This window comes from Hymenobacter sp. YIM 151858-1 (assembly GCF_025979705.1).
GTDB lineage: Bacteria > Bacteroidota > Bacteroidia > Cytophagales > Hymenobacteraceae > Solirubrum.
Genome location: NZ_CP110136.1, coordinates 3,932,403 through 3,947,848 on the forward strand (window position 1 = coordinate 3,932,403; position 15,446 = coordinate 3,947,848).

The following is a 15,446-nucleotide window of genomic DNA, read 5'->3' on the forward strand; positions in this document are numbered from 1 at the left end:
GCAAAATTCCTGTGTAAGTAAATGATTACTCCTTGGCGTCGGAGTTGCCGTTGATCTGGAACGCGAGGCTTACAGCTAAGCTGAGGGTGCGTGCCTTGTAATCGTAGCCGCGGTAATAAGGCGTATCGAAGTAGCGCACCACAAACGGGTCGTAGTAGTTGCTGAGGCCGTAGCGGCGGGCATAGAGCATCAGCGTAACGCGGTCGTGCCGCAGGCCCACCTCCAGGTACGGCAGGCGCGTGCTCTCAAAACCATCGAGCCCGTAGGAGCTGCTGACGGCGCCCAGCCGCGGCGTGGTGGTGTAGTGCAGCTCATTGGCCTCGAAGCGCTGAAAAGCGTGGGCCGGATACACGTGCAAGCCTGTTCCGGCTACCAGTTGCAGCCGGCTACCCAGGGGGCGCAGGTAGCGCAGGCCCAGCTCGATGGAAGTAAAGGAACCGCGCCAATCGAGCGTGCCCTGGTAGTTAGCCGAGCCTGCCGGCGAGGATACGCGTGCGGTACGCCCAAAGCCCGATCGGTTAACGGCAGTATGCAGGGCCAAATGGCGGCCGGGAAATACAACATCGAAGAACACCCCGTACTGCGCGTGCAAACGTCCGTCGGTCTGCAGCCCATCGAGGGTAGGTTGTTCCAGGCCGGGGCTGTCGGCAAGGCGCAGGCGCTGCGAATTGTAGCGCACGCCAATGGCTGGTCCTACCTGCAGCTTCACGCGGTTGCGCGGTTTGGCAACCACGTTGCTGCTGCCCGGCTGGCGCGCGGCCGAGCACTCGCGGTTATACCGTTGCACAAGGTTGGCCAGCGCTGTTTCGGTGAAGGCCGTTTTGGGCAGGGCGGCCACCACGGCGGGGCAGTCGAGGAAATACACCTCCAGCTGGCCGCGGTAGTTGTTGGCGTCCACCACCTTCACCACGCCGCCTAGGTTTTGGCGGTACTTGCGCGGGGCCAGCTCGAGGTAAGGTTGCTGCTCGCGCTTTACAAAGTAGTGCTTCACGTTGCCGTCCTCAATCAGCAGCAGCGAGGCCGCGCCGGTTACCAGCACGTCGGCCAGCACCGTATCGGGCCGTTGCTCAATGCGGAGCTGCTCGGGCATGCGCTTCAGGTCCGACGTCACGGTGTAGTCGATGGGCAGCACCTCGCGCCGCAGCAGACGCCCGCTCCCTAGGTGCACGCCGCGCAGCTGCCGCGCCAGGTAGGGGGCAGGCGGCGTTTGGGCGTGGGGCCGAAAGCGAATTTCCTTGGGCGGCGCCGACCAGTAGTTGTTTTCTACCTCGCCGCGGAGCGTGTCGCCAGCCGTTAGAATAAGGTAACCGGGCTCAAACACCTGGGCCGATGCCGACCGGGCACTGAGCATTAAACCGGATAACAATGCAATCGAACAAGTAAAAATTCGCATGCCAAAACGTAGCGGGTTCATAATCGGGTAAAGCTAAGCCCCAAGCCCGACGGTTGCCGCCGTCCGCGCCCACCCAGTGCCAAAAATACCCGCGCCGGCTGGGCCTAAACGACTTCGGCCCGCGGCAGCCAAAGCAACCGCGGGCCGAACCGACCTAGGGGCACCCGGCTCTACAGCCGCTTCGTGAGCAGCAGTCCGCCGTACGAATAGCCGTTGGCGTTCAGGCCCTGCATCGGCACCACCGAAAAGCCGTTGCGGTTCTTTTTGTGCAGCTGCGGCACCAAAATGCCCGAGGCCGCGCCCACGGCGTAGCCCACCAAGTTGTCCGACAAAAAGTGCTTGCCCGCTTTCAAGCGCAGGTAGCCCACGGCGGCGGGCACGGCCGCTGCCGCCGCCCACACGTAGGGCCGCGCCGCCGACTCCGGGTGGAAGTCGTGGAATACCTTGGCCACGAAAAACGTGTTGGTGGCAGTGGCCGCGGTGTGGCCCGCAAAAAACGAGTTGGTGGAGTTGTTGTTGCCGCGCTGGCTGATGGTCAGCTCGGGGTTGGTGCTGTAAGCCAGCGGGCGGCTGCGCGGCACCGCGGCCGTAGCCACCGTAAACAGCGCCCCCGTTACCGAAAGCGTTTCGAGGTACAGCACGCCCACCTGCCCGGCCTTGGAGCGCACGTCGCCGTCGGCCAGGGCCAGCACCAGCGGCGCCGCAAACGAGGCGTAGAACGGGTAGTCGCTGATGCGTTTGGCCGTGGGGTCGTAGTTGCCGGCCGCAAACCGGTCGAAGCGGTTCACGTCGTCGCGGCGCAGGGCGGCCACTTCTTCGTCGGTCAGGCCCTCGTCTTGGCGGCCTTGGTTAAAAGCCACGCCCGTGGTCACGAGCAGCGCCCCGATAACGGGGCCATCGACGGCGAGGCGGGTTTGGTAGGGCGAGCGGCTTTGGGCCGAAGCCAAGGTGGGCAGCACGGCGCTCAGCAGCAGGGCCGCGCGTATCAATAAGGTCTTCATCAGAGAAAAGCAGAAAGCGGTTGCTGCCTCAAACGCAAGCTCGGCCGTTGGGTTGGTGGCGGGCCGCGCCCAAGGTGCCAGGCGGCCCCTGCCGGGTTCAGCACCTAGGGCGCGCTTTCCTGCCCACAAACTGATGTGCTTTCCTGATTTTCGGTAGCTTTGCGCCCCACCTGTGGGTTGCTCTGCCGGGGCTTCTCCGCGGGTTTAGGTTTCACCGAAGCCGGCACTACATCAGCGCAATGCCATATCTGTTTACCTCTGAATCCGTTTCGGAGGGCCACCCCGACAAAGTAGCCGACCAGATTTCCGATGCCATTCTGGACGAATTTCTGCGACAGGACCCCTCCTCCAAAGTTGCCTGCGAAACGCTCGTTACCACGGGCCTGGTAGTCGTAGCCGGCGAAGTAAAATCGAAAGCCTACGTTGATGTGCAAGGCGTGGCCCGCGAGGTTATCCGCCGCATCGGCTACACCAAGGCCGAGTACAAGTTCGAGGCTGAGTCGTGCGGCATTTTGTCGGCCCTGCACGAACAGTCGCCCGATATCAACCAGGGCGTAGAGCGCCAAAACCCCGAAGACCAGGGCGCCGGCGACCAGGGCATGATGTTCGGCTACGCCACGCGCGAAACCGACAACTACATGCCCCTGGCTCTCGACCTCTCGCACCGTTTGCTGCGCGAGCTGTCGGCCATTCGCAAAGAAGGCCGCCAGATGACGTACCTGCGCCCCGATGCGAAGTCGCAGGTAACCATCCGCTACGCCGACGATAACACCCCCGAGGCCATCGATACCATCGTGGTTTCGACGCAGCACGACGACTTCGATACCTCCGAGGAAACCATGCTCCGCCGCATTTCCGACGACGTAAAAGGCATTCTGATTCCGCGCGTGAAGGCCCAGCTCAGCCAGGAGGTGCAGCAGCTCTTCACCGACGACATCACTTACCACATCAACCCCACGGGCAAGTTCGTCATCGGCGGCCCGCACGGCGACTCCGGCCTCACCGGCCGCAAGATCATCGTGGATACCTACGGTGGCAAAGGTGCCCACGGCGGCGGTGCTTTCTCGGGCAAAGACTCCTCGAAAGTTGACCGCTCGGCCGCTTACGCCGCGCGCCACATCGCCAAAAACCTGGTAGCCGCCGGTGTGGCCGATCAGGTGCTGGTGCAGGTGGCCTACGCCATTGGCGTAGCCAAGCCCGTGGGCCTGTACGTGACGACCTACGGCACCACCAAAGCCGTGGGCAGCAACGGCCAGCAACTCACCGACGGCCAGATTGGCGAAAAGGTGCAGCAGCTGTTCGATATGCGCCCGTACGCCATCGTGCAGCGTTTTGGCTTGCAAAACCCCATCTTCGGCGAAACCGCTGCCTACGGCCACATGGGCCGCGAGTCGCAGACCAAGCAGGTAACCCTGCCCAACGGCGAAACCCGCCAGGTAGAAACTTTCACGTGGGAAAAGCTCGACTACGTCGACCAGATCAAGCAGGCTTTTAATCTGTAAGCAACCCTAGGTGCCCCACAACAAAGCGGCCCGCCTCAGCTGAGGCGGGCCGCTTTGTTGTGGGGCACCTAGGGTTTTTAGTGGGCTGTCTGCTTCTCTTTGTGGCGGATCAGCTGCTTTTTGAGCTGCTCAGCGGCCGAGTCGGCGGCTGCTTCGAAGCTGGCCGCATTCTCTTGGCTAAACAGGGTAGTGCCGGGCACGAATAGCTTGATTTCGACAGTTTTATTATCTACGCCGTCGTTGTTGTTCAGGCGCATGATAACCTCGCCTTCCGTAACGCGGTCGTAAAAGGTTTCGAGTTTATCGAGGCGCTTCTGGATGAAGTCGAGCAACTTTTGATCGGCGGTGAAGTGCACCGATTGCATCTGTACTTTCATCGGTCGTGGGGTTTTGGGGTAAGACAAAGGAAAATCAGGCCTTTGGATGGGCCTTTTCAAATACAGCTTTCAATTTGTCGATGCTCAGGTGCGTATACACCTGCGTAGCGGCCAGGTTGGCGTGCCCAAGCAACTCCTTAATGGCGTTCAGGTCGGCGCCTTTGCCCAGCAAATGCGTGGCAAAGGAGTGGCGCAGCACGTGGGGGTGCTGTTGCCCGGGCGCCGAAGTAATTTGCCCTAGGTAGTGCTTTACGGTACGATAAACCAGCTGCGGGTAGAGCGGCTTGCCTTTATCCGTAACGAGTAGGGGAGCGGTGGCGTTGTCTGCCGGGCCAAACTCGCTGGTTTTGCGCGCGATATAATTTTCGATGACGCCGATGAGCGACGGGTTGAGCGGCACTACCCGCTGCTTGTTGCCCTTGCCCGTAACGCGCACCGTGCGCGCGGGCAGGCTTACATCGGCGTGCGCAATGCCGATAAGCTCCGAGAGGCGGATGCCCGTGCCGTAGAGCATTTCCAGCATCAGCTGGTCGCGGATGCCCGCAAACGAGTCCTCGAACTCGAACGAATCGAGCAGCTGGTTCAGCGACTGCTCCGGCACAAAGTCGGGGAGCTTCTTGCTGGTTTTGGGCGGCGTAATGCGCAGCATCGGGTTGCGGCCGATGTGCCCCGTGCGCAGCAAAAACTTGTAGTAGGAGCGTAGGCAGGCAATCTTCCGATTTACGGTGCGCGGGTCGCGCTGCTGCTCCATGAGCGTCACAATCCAGGAGCGAATCAGCGTATGGTCGGCCGCAGTTGCGTCCTGCAGTTCGTACGTGTGCAGCAGGTAGTCCTGAAACTGCCGCAAATCCGTTTGGTACGACAGCACAGTGTGCGGCGAGTAGCGGCGCTCGAAGCGCAGATAATCAAAAAATGCTTCCATAGGGGAAGCCGCAACGGCGGCAACGGCAGAAACCCAATGTAGAAAACCTCAACGATAATCAAAACACAAAAAAACAGCGGGCCTGCCCTAGGTAGGGCAGGCCCGCTGTGAGCTTAAGCGCAGCAAATAACTATGCCGCTGCTAGGCGGTACGGCGCAAAAACTAGTCTTGCGAGCCGTACGTGGCCAGTTTGTAAGCAGCCTTGTCGCGCTGCTTGCGCTTGGTCACCGACGGCTTCTGGAAAAACGTGCGGCGACGCAGTTCTTTCAGCACACCCGTGCGCTCGAATTTTTTCTTGAAACGCTTCAGCGCGCGGTCAACCGACTCGTTTTCCTTGATTTGGACGATGAGCATAAAAAAAGAAAGCGTGGAGTTTCAGAGTTTGAGGGTTGCAAAGGTAACAGCCAAGTCGTTACGATGCAAGCCCCCACGAGGTTCCTCTATTTCAGAATAGTACGGGCAATTACGAGCTTCTGGATTTCAGAAGTGCCCTCGCCGATGGTGCACAGCTTCGAGTCGCGGTAGAACTTTTCGGCCGGGTAGTCCTTCGTGTAGCCGTAGCCCCCGAAAATCTGCACCCCTTCGTTCGCTACGCGCACGCACACCTCCGAAGCGTACAGCTTGGCCATGGCCGACTCGCGGTTCACGTTCAGACCTTGGTCTTTCATATCAGCCGCCCGGTAGGTCAGCAACGAAGCCGCCTCGATTTCCGTCGCCATATCGGCCAGTTTAAAGCTGATACCTTGGAAGTTGCTGATCGGCTGGTTGAACTGCTGACGCTCCTTGGAGTATTGCAGGGCGGCCTCGTAAGCGCCTTGCGCAATACCTAGGGAAAGAGCTGCAATGCTGATACGGCCCCCGTCGAGCACTTTCAGCGCCTGCACAAAACCGTCGCCAACGTTACCAATCACGTTCTCCTTCGGAATGCGGCAGTCGGTGAAAATAAGCTCGGTGGTTTCCGAAGCGCGCATGCCCAGCTTGTCTTCCTTGCGCCCGGCCGCAAAGCCCGGCGTACCCCGCTCGATGATAAATGCCGTCATGCCGTGCGAGTCGCCTACCTCGCCGGTGCGGGCAATTACAACCGCTACGTGGCCACTTTTGCCGTGCGTAATAAAATTTTTGGCGCCATTTAGCACGTAATGGTCGCCGTCGAGCACGGCCGTGGTGCGCATGTTGCCGGCATCCGAACCGGTGTTGGGTTCCGTTAGGCCCCAAGCGCCAATCCACTCGCCCGAGGCAAGCTTGGGCAGGTACTTGCGCTTCTGCTCCTCCGATGCGTGCTGCAAAATGTGGCCGGTGCAGAGCGAGTTGTGGGCCGCCATCGATAAGCCAATGCTCGGGTCAATCTTCGACAACTCGGCAATAGCCGTTACGTACTCGGTGTAGCCAAAACCGGCCCCACCATACTCCTGCGGCACCAGTACGCCCATAAGGCCCAGTTCACCTAGCTTGTGGAAGACCTCAGCCGGAAACTCCTGCGTATCGTCCCACTCGCGCATGAAAGGCTTGATGTGGGTAGCGCCGAAGTCGCGCACCATCTGGGCAATCATTGTCTGGTTTTCGGTAGCTACCAGTTCCATGGAAAAAAATGTTGTGGGAATGATGGGGAGGCAGTGGGGTAAAACAAACGCTCGTTTGGTTAAAGCGAAGGTACGAATTTTGCGTAGCTGAGGACGTTATGAAACACCTTCCGCAGAGTTGCTATTTTGATAGGGGCTCTTTATTCAATTTCTTTGATGGTTTATTGGCACAAATTCGTCAGCGTCTAGCGTTAGTGCCAAAATTGCCAACCCACCAAAGCCAGCTCGCCTTAAGGGCGGTTTTCATGCATCTAATCAAATCATTCCGCCCCTCACGTATTCTGCTATTCTTGTCTTTACTAGCAGTGCTTGGTTCGTGCGCATCCTCGCGCCGTTATCAGCAGAGCATTATGTTTCGCCCCACAAAGCAAGATCTTGCCGATACGCTGATGATTCGGGGTGCTTTGTCACAGGTGCAAGGAACATATCGGATTAAGCCAAATGATTACCTAGAAGTTCGCGTTTTTACCAACGAAGGCGAACGGCTTATTGACCCAAACGGAGAGCTTGGTTTCGGTACCCCGGGAGCCCAGTCAGGGGGTGTTGGTAGTGCTAACCGGCAACAGCGGGTTTTAACTACTCGAGGTGCAGGTGGCGGTGCTGCTCCCGCACCTACCGACTACTTAGTGGGCCCCGACGGAAGAGTTGTATTGCCTGTTGTTGAACCAGTGCGGGTTGCAGGCCTAACCGTACGGCAAGCAGATAGTCTGCTGCAAACTCTGTACGATAAGTTCTACCGAGGGGTGTTTGTGCAAACCCGAGTTACCAACCATCGGGTAGTTGTGCTTGGCACTCCTGGGGGGCAAATTGTGCCCTTAACCAATGAGAACATGAGTGTGATTGAAGTGCTTGCAGCTGTAGGCGGGCCTAATAACGCAGGTGGAGTTGCCTCAGCCATAGGAGGAAAGCTCAATAATATCCGCCTGATCCGGCCCGAGGCCAACGGTAGTTTTAAGAAGGCTCAAGTACAGGTAATCGACCTGACTACAATTGCTGGTATGCGGGAAGCCAACCTGAGGGTGCAGCCGAATGATGTTATATACATCGAACCTGCCCGTCGTTCGGCCTTTATTCAGGGCTTACAAGATGCCGCTCCGCTTATCGGATTGCTCGGCACCATAACAGCCCTCGTCTCAACTTCGGTCTTCGTTATAGATCGTCTCTAATTTTTGCAAGGGTAGCCGTGTTTTTGGCCAAACCCGCTTTTCCGCATGGCAGTAAATAAGGAAGCAGAACTGGAAGAATTAATTCGCGCAAGCGGCGAAGAAACCGACGACGTTGCCGAAAGCAGCTTCGATGTGGCTACGTTGCTGATGGTAACGCGGCGTAGCCTGCCTTGGATGGTGCTCCTCATTGCCCTGGGTTTAACAGCCGCATGGCTGTACCTGCGTTATACCCAACCGGTGTATCAGTCGGCCTCTACTCTCAAAATTGATCAGAAAACACAAACGGCTGTTTTAGGATTAGGTGCCGCAGGTGGCGCAGCCGAAGCCCAACAAAACGCTAAGAACCTTGCTGGTGAAGTAGAGCTAATTCGCTCCAACCTGATATATCGTAAGTTGCAGGACTCACTAAACCTCAACGTAAGCTATTTCGTGGAAGGTACTGTCTTGGCGAGTGAATTATATAATGCAACGCCTTTTCGAGTAGATTACGATCCTACCGATCAGTCGATATACAATCGAAAATTCGATATAATATTTGGTGATAATCAGCACTTCTCTATTTCTGTAAATTTAGCTGGTGTAGAGGTTAAAGCTGAAGGTGTATTCAATCAGCCTTTCAAGATAGGAAGCTCGATACTGACGTTAAAAAAAACAGAACAAGATGTGCAGTTGGGGATTAATTATTACTTTATTATTCACGATAACTCCGCTGTTTGGGCATATATCGATCAAGGTCTCACAGTCGAGGTTATAAATCCTGAAGCAAATACAATTGGTATTTCATTTAAAGATCATAGTCCTGAGAAGGCGCGTGATATAGTTAATAAAATAGATACGTTGTATCTACAAGAAAAATTAGCTAAGAATACACAGGCGACTCAACAGGCGTTAGCCTTTTTGGAGGGGCAACTGGATCAGAATAGCCAGCGTTTGCAGGGTGCAGAAGAGGCTTTGCAAGAATTTGTAAAGCGGAATAAGACGTACGACGTGAAATCCGATTTGGCCACCATAACTGAAAAAATGGAGGCCATTGAAGAGGAAAAAGAACAATTGTTACGCAAGGCGGGCGCAATTGGCGAAATAGCCCAGCTGGTTGAGCAAAACCAGATAATGGTGCAAGAGGGGGCGGATATTGAGCAGAGCATACCGGCTCTAGCTATATTAGAAGATGCGCAGCTGACCCAGCAAATCGGTATTCTTAACGATCAACAGGCCGATATGAATCGGTTGCTCGAGTCTTACAAGCCTACCACTTCAGCCGTACAAATTCGGCGTGAACAACTAGATTTTACACGCCGATCTATCCGCCGGCTCTTACAACAGGCCGGCCAGTTAGTGCGTTCAGAGGTGAACAAGCTAAACCAACTGCAAGGCGAGTTGGAGGGGCGTTTGCAACTGCTTCCCGAAAAAGAAACGGAGTTAGTGCGCCTTCGCCGTCCATTTGAATTGTACGAGAAGACGTACTTAATGCTAATGGACAAAAAGGTGGAGTTCAGTATTCAGAAAGCAGGTACAACTCCTGATTTTCAGATCTTATCCCCTGCAACTTTGCCTACAGCACCAATATATCCTATACGGAGCATGGTGTATGCAATTGGCTTAGCCTCGGGAGTAGCACTTGGCCTAGCATTGGTGGCAGTTCGCTTTTTGCTGCACAATACCGTTACCACAGTGCGCGAATTAGAATCTAGCACGGTTAGCCCAGTATTAGGCGTAGTACCATCTTATGATAAAGAGAAGCTCACGGTTTCTAAGTTGATTGTGGATCGAAATCCGAAATCGGCTATATCGGAGGCTATTCGTTCTATCAGAACAAACCTAGAATTCCTGGCGTCCTCCAAACACAAAAGGTTAATATCAATTACATCAACTGTATCGGGAGAGGGTAAGACATTTGTTGCGGTAAACCTAGGAGGTATTATCGCTTTATCAGATCAGCGCGTAATCATTATTGATTTGGATATGCGTAAACCCAAGGTTAATCTGGCTTTTGAAGCAGAGAACACAAAAGGGGTAAGCACAATCCTGATTGAACGGCATACGGTCCAAGAGTGTATTCAACGTACGAGCATTCCTACGCTCGACTTTATCTCGGCGGGACCAACACCACCCAATCCTTCTGAGTTGATTCTGCATTCTCAGTTTGATCAGATGCTCGAAGAATTGAAGCATCAATACGATGTCGTAATCATCGACACGCCTCCGGTAGGACTGGTGACTGATGGCATATTGATTATGCGGAAGGTGGATATTCCAATATACATTGTGCGGGCTGGGTATTCGAAAAAAGCTTTCCTCAAAAACATCAACAAATTGGTGCGCGGCAGTGGCTTTACGAAGCTGACGACCATTTTGAACGATGCTCAGGCTGGTGGTGCTTACGGCTACGGTTACGGCTATGGTTATGGCAGTGGCTACGGCTATTACGAGGACGAAAAGGCGCCAACAGGAGTGTTGGCGCGGTTGCGCCGCCGCTTTTCGTAAGTTGCGGCTACACTTCTATGGCCTCACTACTTCAAAAGCTCTTTGGACGGCGGACAAGCGTAACTGAATTCGCGCTGGCTGAGCTGGGAGCCGATATGCATTCGCACTTACTGCCTGGCCTCGACGATGGCGCGGAGTCGGTGGAAGAATCGGTGGAGCTGTTGCGGGCTATGGAAGCGTTGGGCTACCGTAAGCTGGTGATGACGCCCCACATCATGGGCGATTTTTACCGCAATACACCCGAGGAGGTGCATGCTGCGCTGGGCAAACTGAAAGTAGCTGCCGCCAAAGCTGGCTGTGGTTTGGAGCTAGCCTGCGCGGCCGAATACTACCTCGATGAATCGTTGACGCGCAAGCTTGCGGCCGGAGAGCAATTGCTGAGCTTCGGCGATGAGAAGCGCTACCTGCTGTTCGAAACATCGTACATCAACGAGCCCTTCAACCTGCAGGAGGCGGTTTTTGAGTTAAAAGCCGCTGGTTATCAGCCCGTGCTGGCGCACCCGGAGCGGTATACCTACCTCTACGGCCGTTTTGCCGAGCTGGAGAAAATCCGGGAAAGCGGGGTGTTGCTACAACTCAACCTGAATTCGCTGGTGGGTTACTACTCTTCGGGGGCCAAACGAGTAGCGGAAAAACTCATCGATGCCGGCATGGTTGACTTTGCGGGTACCGATGCGCATAATCTCAAGCACACCAACTCGCTGCAGCGGGTGTTGCAAAGCGAGTACCTAGGCAAACTGCTGCGCTTGCCGTTGCTCAACCGCGAGTTGTAGCAGGGAGGCTGCGCACCCACCGGCTCTTTTCTACCCGATGATTTTTGTAACTGGCAGCAGCGGCTTAATCGGCTCTTACTTGATTCCGGCGCTGCTGGCCCGGGGCTTTGCTGTTCGGGCGTTGTACCGCGAGAAAGTGCCCGCGCACGTGCCCGGTGCCGAGCGCGTAGAATGGATAGAGGGCGATTTGCGCGACTCGGGCGTGCTGCGCGCAGCCACGGCCGGAGTAACGCACGTGTTTCACTGCGCCGGGCTGGTTTCGTATGCGCCGCAGGACGAAGAACTGCTCCGGCAGGTAAACGTGGAGGGCACCGCCGCCGTGGTAGATGCCTGCCTGGCCCGGCCCGGTGTTCGGTTGTGTCATGTATCGTCGGTAGCGGCGCTGGGCGGTTTGCCGGCTACCGCCACCAGCCCCGAGCTTGATGAAAAGGCTAAATGGGACCTAGGGGCCGCGCACCCCGCGTATGCCACCTCAAAGTACCTAGGCGAAACGGAAGTGTGGCGGGGCGTGGCCGAAGGCCTGTCGGCTGTCATCCTAAACCCCTCGGTTATCCTGGGTGCCACCAACTGGGAGCGGAGCAGCACGCAGCTATTTCGGTATGCTTACAAAGAGCATTCGTTTTACACCCCCGGAAGCGTTAATTTTGTAGATGTACGCGACGTGGTGGAAGCCATGCTGCGCCTGACTTTGGAGCTTGACGTGACGGGCGAACGGTACATTTTAAGTGCCGGCGCGCTGCCGCTCATCGAGTTTTTCCGCCAGGCCGCGGCCTGCTTCGGCAAAAAGCCCCCGACGGTGCAGGTACCCGATTGGGCCGCCGAAATCATCTGGCGGTTCGAGCACGTACGGGGCGTGCTCACCGGCTCGCGGCCGCTCATCACTAAGGACACGGCCCGTGCGGGCCGCCGGCCGGTGGTGTACAACGCCGCGAAGGTGCAGCAGGCCACGGGCATGCGTTTCCGGCCGCTGCCGGAAACAATACAGTGGGCCTGCGCCGGATTGATGGCCGCTCCGAACTCCACGCCCGCCAGCGGGGTTGTACAACCCTAGGGCCTGTCCGCAACTATTGGCAAGCCGTACAGAAGAGGGGTGCCGGCAGCTACACGGCTGCGGCATTCGTTTGCTGATAACATGAGAATGAACGAACACTCTGAGGAACAGGACGAAGTACTGGCAACCGTGCGCCGCTTTGAGCGCATGATTGCCGAAGGCGAACCGGTGTTCTTTGATCTGGCGGATTTCGAGAACATCATCGACCATTATACCTCCACGGCCCAGTTCGACAAAGCTTTGCAGGCCTGCGAAGCGGCGGTTGCCCAGTACCCGTTTTCCACGGAGCTGCTCATCGACCGGGCGCAGGTGCTGGCAATGCGCGGCGAATACCAGCAGGCCTTACAACAAATAGACGAAGTAGCCGGGCGCGAGCCCGACAGCGCCGATGTGCCCGTAACGCGCGGCATCATTGCCACGCAGCAGGGCGACTTTGCGGCGGCCGTAGGGTACTTTCAGCAAGGCATTGAGCGTGCCCCCGACCGCGACGACATCTACTTTAACCTAGGGCTGGCGTACCAGCAGTGGCAGAAGTTCAAGAGCGCGGCCCGCAACTACAAGCAAAGCCTGCGCATCAACTCCGATAACGACGCGGCCGTGCAGGAACTGCTGTACTGCCTGGAGGTATCGGGGCGGCTGGAGCAGAACCTGGAGTTCTTCCGGCGCTTCACCGACGAGGACCCTTACTCGGCTATTGCCTGGTACAACCTAGGGCAGGCCTACTACAAGGCGGGCCAGTTCGGCAACGCCGCGCAGGCTTTCGACTACGCCATCGTCATCGACCCGAAGTTTTACGAAGCTCACGCCTACCTGGCCAGTGCTTTCGTGAGCATGGAGGAGTACCAGCGGGCCATCGAGGAGTTTCAGCTGAGCTTTGAGGAAGGCAAGCCCACGGCCGAAGCCCTGTGCAACATCGGCGAGTGCCACGAAAAGCTGCGCCAGTGGGACGCCGCCCGGCGCTACTACCGCCAGGCCCTCGACATCGACCCCGAGATGGACGAGGCGTGGTTTGGCATTGGGGTGGTGCTCGATGCGCAGGAACACTGGTTTGAGGCGCTGCACTTTTACCGCAAAGCCGTGAGCCTGTACGAGGAAAGCGGCGAGTATTGGCTGGCCCTGGCCAACGCCGAGTACCAGGTGGGCAACGTGGTCAGCGCCCTCGAGGCCTACGACAAAGCCACGCAGGTAGCACCCGAAATGCCCGAAGGTTGGATCAACTGGAGCGCCATTTTGTACGAGCAAGGCAACTTCGACGCCGCCATCGATTTGATGAAGGCAGCCAGCGAGTTGTTGCCTACCGAAGCCGACCTGATGTACCGTTTGTGCGCCTACTTGTTGGCCGGTGGCCGCTACCGCCAGGCATACGATGTACTCGAAAATGCCCTACTTTTGGACTTCGACAAGCACAAGCTGCTGTTCGAGTTCTTTCCGGAGCTGGAGCAGCAACGCGCCCTAACGCGGCTGATCGAGCAATACCGCAAGTAGATTTTTGAGTATTGGGTACCAAGTACTGAGTACGTAGATAACAGAGGCTTGAAAGAGGTGTAGCACCTTTTTCAAGCCTTTTGTCTGCTTACTTAGGCGGGTGCGCCCAAGCCTCGTTACCCCACACCAACGCATGAACTACGATCTTACCCAAATCCCCGAACGCACCGAGAAACCCCGCGAGCAAGGCTTTACCATGGTTATGGATAAAGGCCTGAGCGTACGCGAAGTAGAAGACTTTCTGGAAGTAGGGGCGGCGTATACCGACATTGTGAAACTAGGCTGGGCCACGTCGTTCGTGACGCCCAACCTGCGCCCAAAACTGGAGGCCTACAAGGCCGCCGGCATTCCGGTGTACTTCGGGGGTACTCTGTTCGAGGCTTTCATCATCCGCGGACAGTTCGACGATTACCGCCGCCTGCTCGACCAGTTCGGCATGGAATACGCGGAGGTTTCGGACGGCTCGATTGAGCTCGACCACGACCAGAAGTGCGAGTTCATTCGGCAGTTGTCGGGCCAGGTGAAGGTACTGTCGGAGGTAGGCTCCAAAGACGCCGAGAAGATCATCCCGCCCTACAAGTGGATCAGCCAGATGCAAACCGAGCTGGAAGCCGGCGCGCTCAAGGTTATTGGCGAAGCCCGCGAGGGTGGCAACGTGGGCCTGTTTCGCAGCACCGGCGAAGTACGCTCGGGTCTGGTAGAAGAAATTCTGACCAAAATTCCGTCGGAGCGCATTTTGTGGGAAGCCCCGCAAAAGGCCCAGCAGGTTTGGTTTGTGAAGCTGCTCGGCGCCAACGTAAACCTCGGCAACATTGCGCCTTCGGAGGTAGTTAGCCTCGAAACCATCCGTTTGGGCTTGCGCGGCGACACGTTCTCGCACTTCCTCGACATGGACGCCGTCGACCCCATGTTCAAGCCCTCGGAAAAGCCTGGTACCAAGCCCGGTACCTCGATGCCGCGCGGCTAAGCTTACTTGCGTACACATCAGCGCTGCACACCCCTAGGTGCGCAGCGCTTTTTGTTTGCAGGCCAGCCGGGCGCCTTGCCGCCAGCACTTAGCCGCGGGTAAGGCTCGGTGGTGAGTTGTGGCTTAGCAGAAACCCGCTAGGTTTGTTTATGCTCACGATTAACCTTTCGCCCGTTGCCGAGCTGCGGACCAAACGCTTGTGCCTGCGCCGCATGCTGCCCACCGATGCAGCTGCTTTGTTGCGGCTCCGCTCCGACGAACGCGTGATGCGGTACTTCGACCGCGAGCCGATGAGCACCGAGGAGCAGGCGTTGGAGCTGATCAGAAGCATTGATGAGAGCATTGCCAAAAACCAAGGCGTGATGTGGGGCATTTGCCTGCCGCCCGACGAAAGCGAGATAGTAGGCACCATTGGCCCCTGGAACATTACGGCCGAGCACTACCGCGCCGAGCTAGGTTACCTGTTGCACCCCGATTTGTGGGGCCAAGGGCTGATGGGCGAAGCCCTGGACGAGGTGTGCCGCTACGCCTTCGAAGACCTAGGGCTGCACAGCCTCGAGGCCAACGTAAACCCCAACAATGCGGCCTCGCGGCGGCTGCTCGAAAAGCACGGCTTTGTGCAGGAGGCCTACTTCCGCGAGAACTTCTACCACAACGGGCAGTTCCACGATTCCGTCATCTACTCGCGCTTGGCTCCGCGCTAGCTACTGCTGTGTGCAAATCGTTAATAATAGGAACCAGCCCT

At 57.0% G+C, this 15,446-nt stretch carries 14 protein-coding genes; 8 read left to right on the top strand and 6 right to left on the bottom strand.

The features are described from left to right. Window positions 1-25 precede the first annotated feature (25 nt). Window positions 26-1,351: a hypothetical protein gene (locus OIS50_RS17400; RefSeq protein WP_264691908.1), complete on the bottom strand. Its 1,326-nt coding sequence runs from the start codon at window positions 1,349-1,351 to the stop codon at window positions 26-28. A gap of 212 nt (window positions 1,352-1,563) precedes the next feature. Beyond that, window positions 1,564-2,394: a phosphatase PAP2 family protein gene (locus OIS50_RS17405; protein ID WP_264691909.1), complete on the bottom strand. Its 831-nt coding sequence runs from the start codon at window positions 2,392-2,394 to the stop codon at window positions 1,564-1,566. Window positions 2,395-2,633: 239 nt separating this feature from the next. Here OIS50_RS17405 and metK point away from each other — a divergent pair, with 239 nt between their 5' ends. Beyond that, the gene (gene metK / locus OIS50_RS17410) at window positions 2,634-3,896 is read left to right on the top strand and encodes a methionine adenosyltransferase (protein WP_264691910.1); all 1,263 of its coding nucleotides are present in this window, start codon (window positions 2,634-2,636) and stop codon (window positions 3,894-3,896) included. Between the two features lie 77 nt (window positions 3,897-3,973). Here the strand turns inward: metK and hpf are convergent, their stop codons facing one another. The 4 genes from hpf to OIS50_RS17430 form a co-directional block, all read right to left on the bottom strand. Further along, window positions 3,974-4,273, bottom strand: a complete 300-nt coding sequence (gene hpf / locus OIS50_RS17415; protein WP_264691911.1) for a ribosome hibernation-promoting factor, HPF/YfiA family — start codon at window positions 4,271-4,273, stop codon at window positions 3,974-3,976. A 34-nt stretch (window positions 4,274-4,307) separates the two neighbouring features. Beyond that, the gene (locus OIS50_RS17420; RefSeq protein ID WP_264691912.1) at window positions 4,308-5,195 is read right to left on the bottom strand and encodes a tyrosine-type recombinase/integrase; all 888 of its coding nucleotides are present in this window, start codon (window positions 5,193-5,195) and stop codon (window positions 4,308-4,310) included. Between the two features lie 162 nt (window positions 5,196-5,357). After that, a complete protein-coding gene (gene rpsU / locus OIS50_RS17425; RefSeq protein ID WP_264691913.1) occupies window positions 5,358-5,549 on the bottom strand; it encodes a 30S ribosomal protein S21 in 192 nt (63 codons plus the stop codon). A gap of 86 nt (window positions 5,550-5,635) precedes the next feature. After that, window positions 5,636-6,775: an acyl-CoA dehydrogenase gene (locus OIS50_RS17430; RefSeq protein ID WP_264691914.1), complete on the bottom strand. Its 1,140-nt coding sequence runs from the start codon at window positions 6,773-6,775 to the stop codon at window positions 5,636-5,638. Between the two features lie 98 nt (window positions 6,776-6,873). On the opposite strand from OIS50_RS17430, the gene OIS50_RS17435 reads away from it, so the two are divergent. The 7 genes from OIS50_RS17435 to OIS50_RS17465 all read left to right on the top strand — a co-directional run bounded on the left by OIS50_RS17435 (window position 6,874) and on the right by OIS50_RS17465 (window position 15,405). Next, window positions 6,874-7,941, top strand: a complete 1,068-nt coding sequence (locus OIS50_RS17435) for a polysaccharide biosynthesis/export family protein (RefSeq protein ID WP_264691915.1) — start codon at window positions 6,874-6,876, stop codon at window positions 7,939-7,941. Between the two features lie 45 nt (window positions 7,942-7,986). Further along, on the top strand, window positions 7,987-10,425 hold the full coding sequence (locus tag OIS50_RS17440) for a polysaccharide biosynthesis tyrosine autokinase (protein WP_264691916.1): 2,439 nt from the start codon (window positions 7,987-7,989) through the stop codon (window positions 10,423-10,425). 95 nt (window positions 10,426-10,520) lie between these two features. Further along, window positions 10,521-11,198, top strand: a complete 678-nt coding sequence (locus OIS50_RS17445; protein ID WP_264691918.1) for a tyrosine-protein phosphatase — start codon at window positions 10,521-10,523, stop codon at window positions 11,196-11,198. Between the two features lie 37 nt (window positions 11,199-11,235). Continuing rightward, the gene (locus OIS50_RS17450) at window positions 11,236-12,249 is read left to right on the top strand and encodes an NAD-dependent epimerase/dehydratase family protein (RefSeq protein WP_264691919.1); all 1,014 of its coding nucleotides are present in this window, start codon (window positions 11,236-11,238) and stop codon (window positions 12,247-12,249) included. Window positions 12,250-12,336: 87 nt separating this feature from the next. Further along, complete coding sequence (locus OIS50_RS17455) at window positions 12,337-13,734, top strand: tetratricopeptide repeat protein (RefSeq protein ID WP_264691920.1); 1,398 nt, start codon at window positions 12,337-12,339, stop codon at window positions 13,732-13,734. A gap of 133 nt (window positions 13,735-13,867) precedes the next feature. Beyond that, window positions 13,868-14,701: a phosphosulfolactate synthase gene (locus OIS50_RS17460; protein WP_264691921.1), complete on the top strand. Its 834-nt coding sequence runs from the start codon at window positions 13,868-13,870 to the stop codon at window positions 14,699-14,701. A gap of 149 nt (window positions 14,702-14,850) precedes the next feature. After that, the gene (locus OIS50_RS17465) at window positions 14,851-15,405 is read left to right on the top strand and encodes a GNAT family N-acetyltransferase (protein WP_264691922.1); all 555 of its coding nucleotides are present in this window, start codon (window positions 14,851-14,853) and stop codon (window positions 15,403-15,405) included. Window positions 15,406-15,446 lie beyond the last annotated feature (41 nt).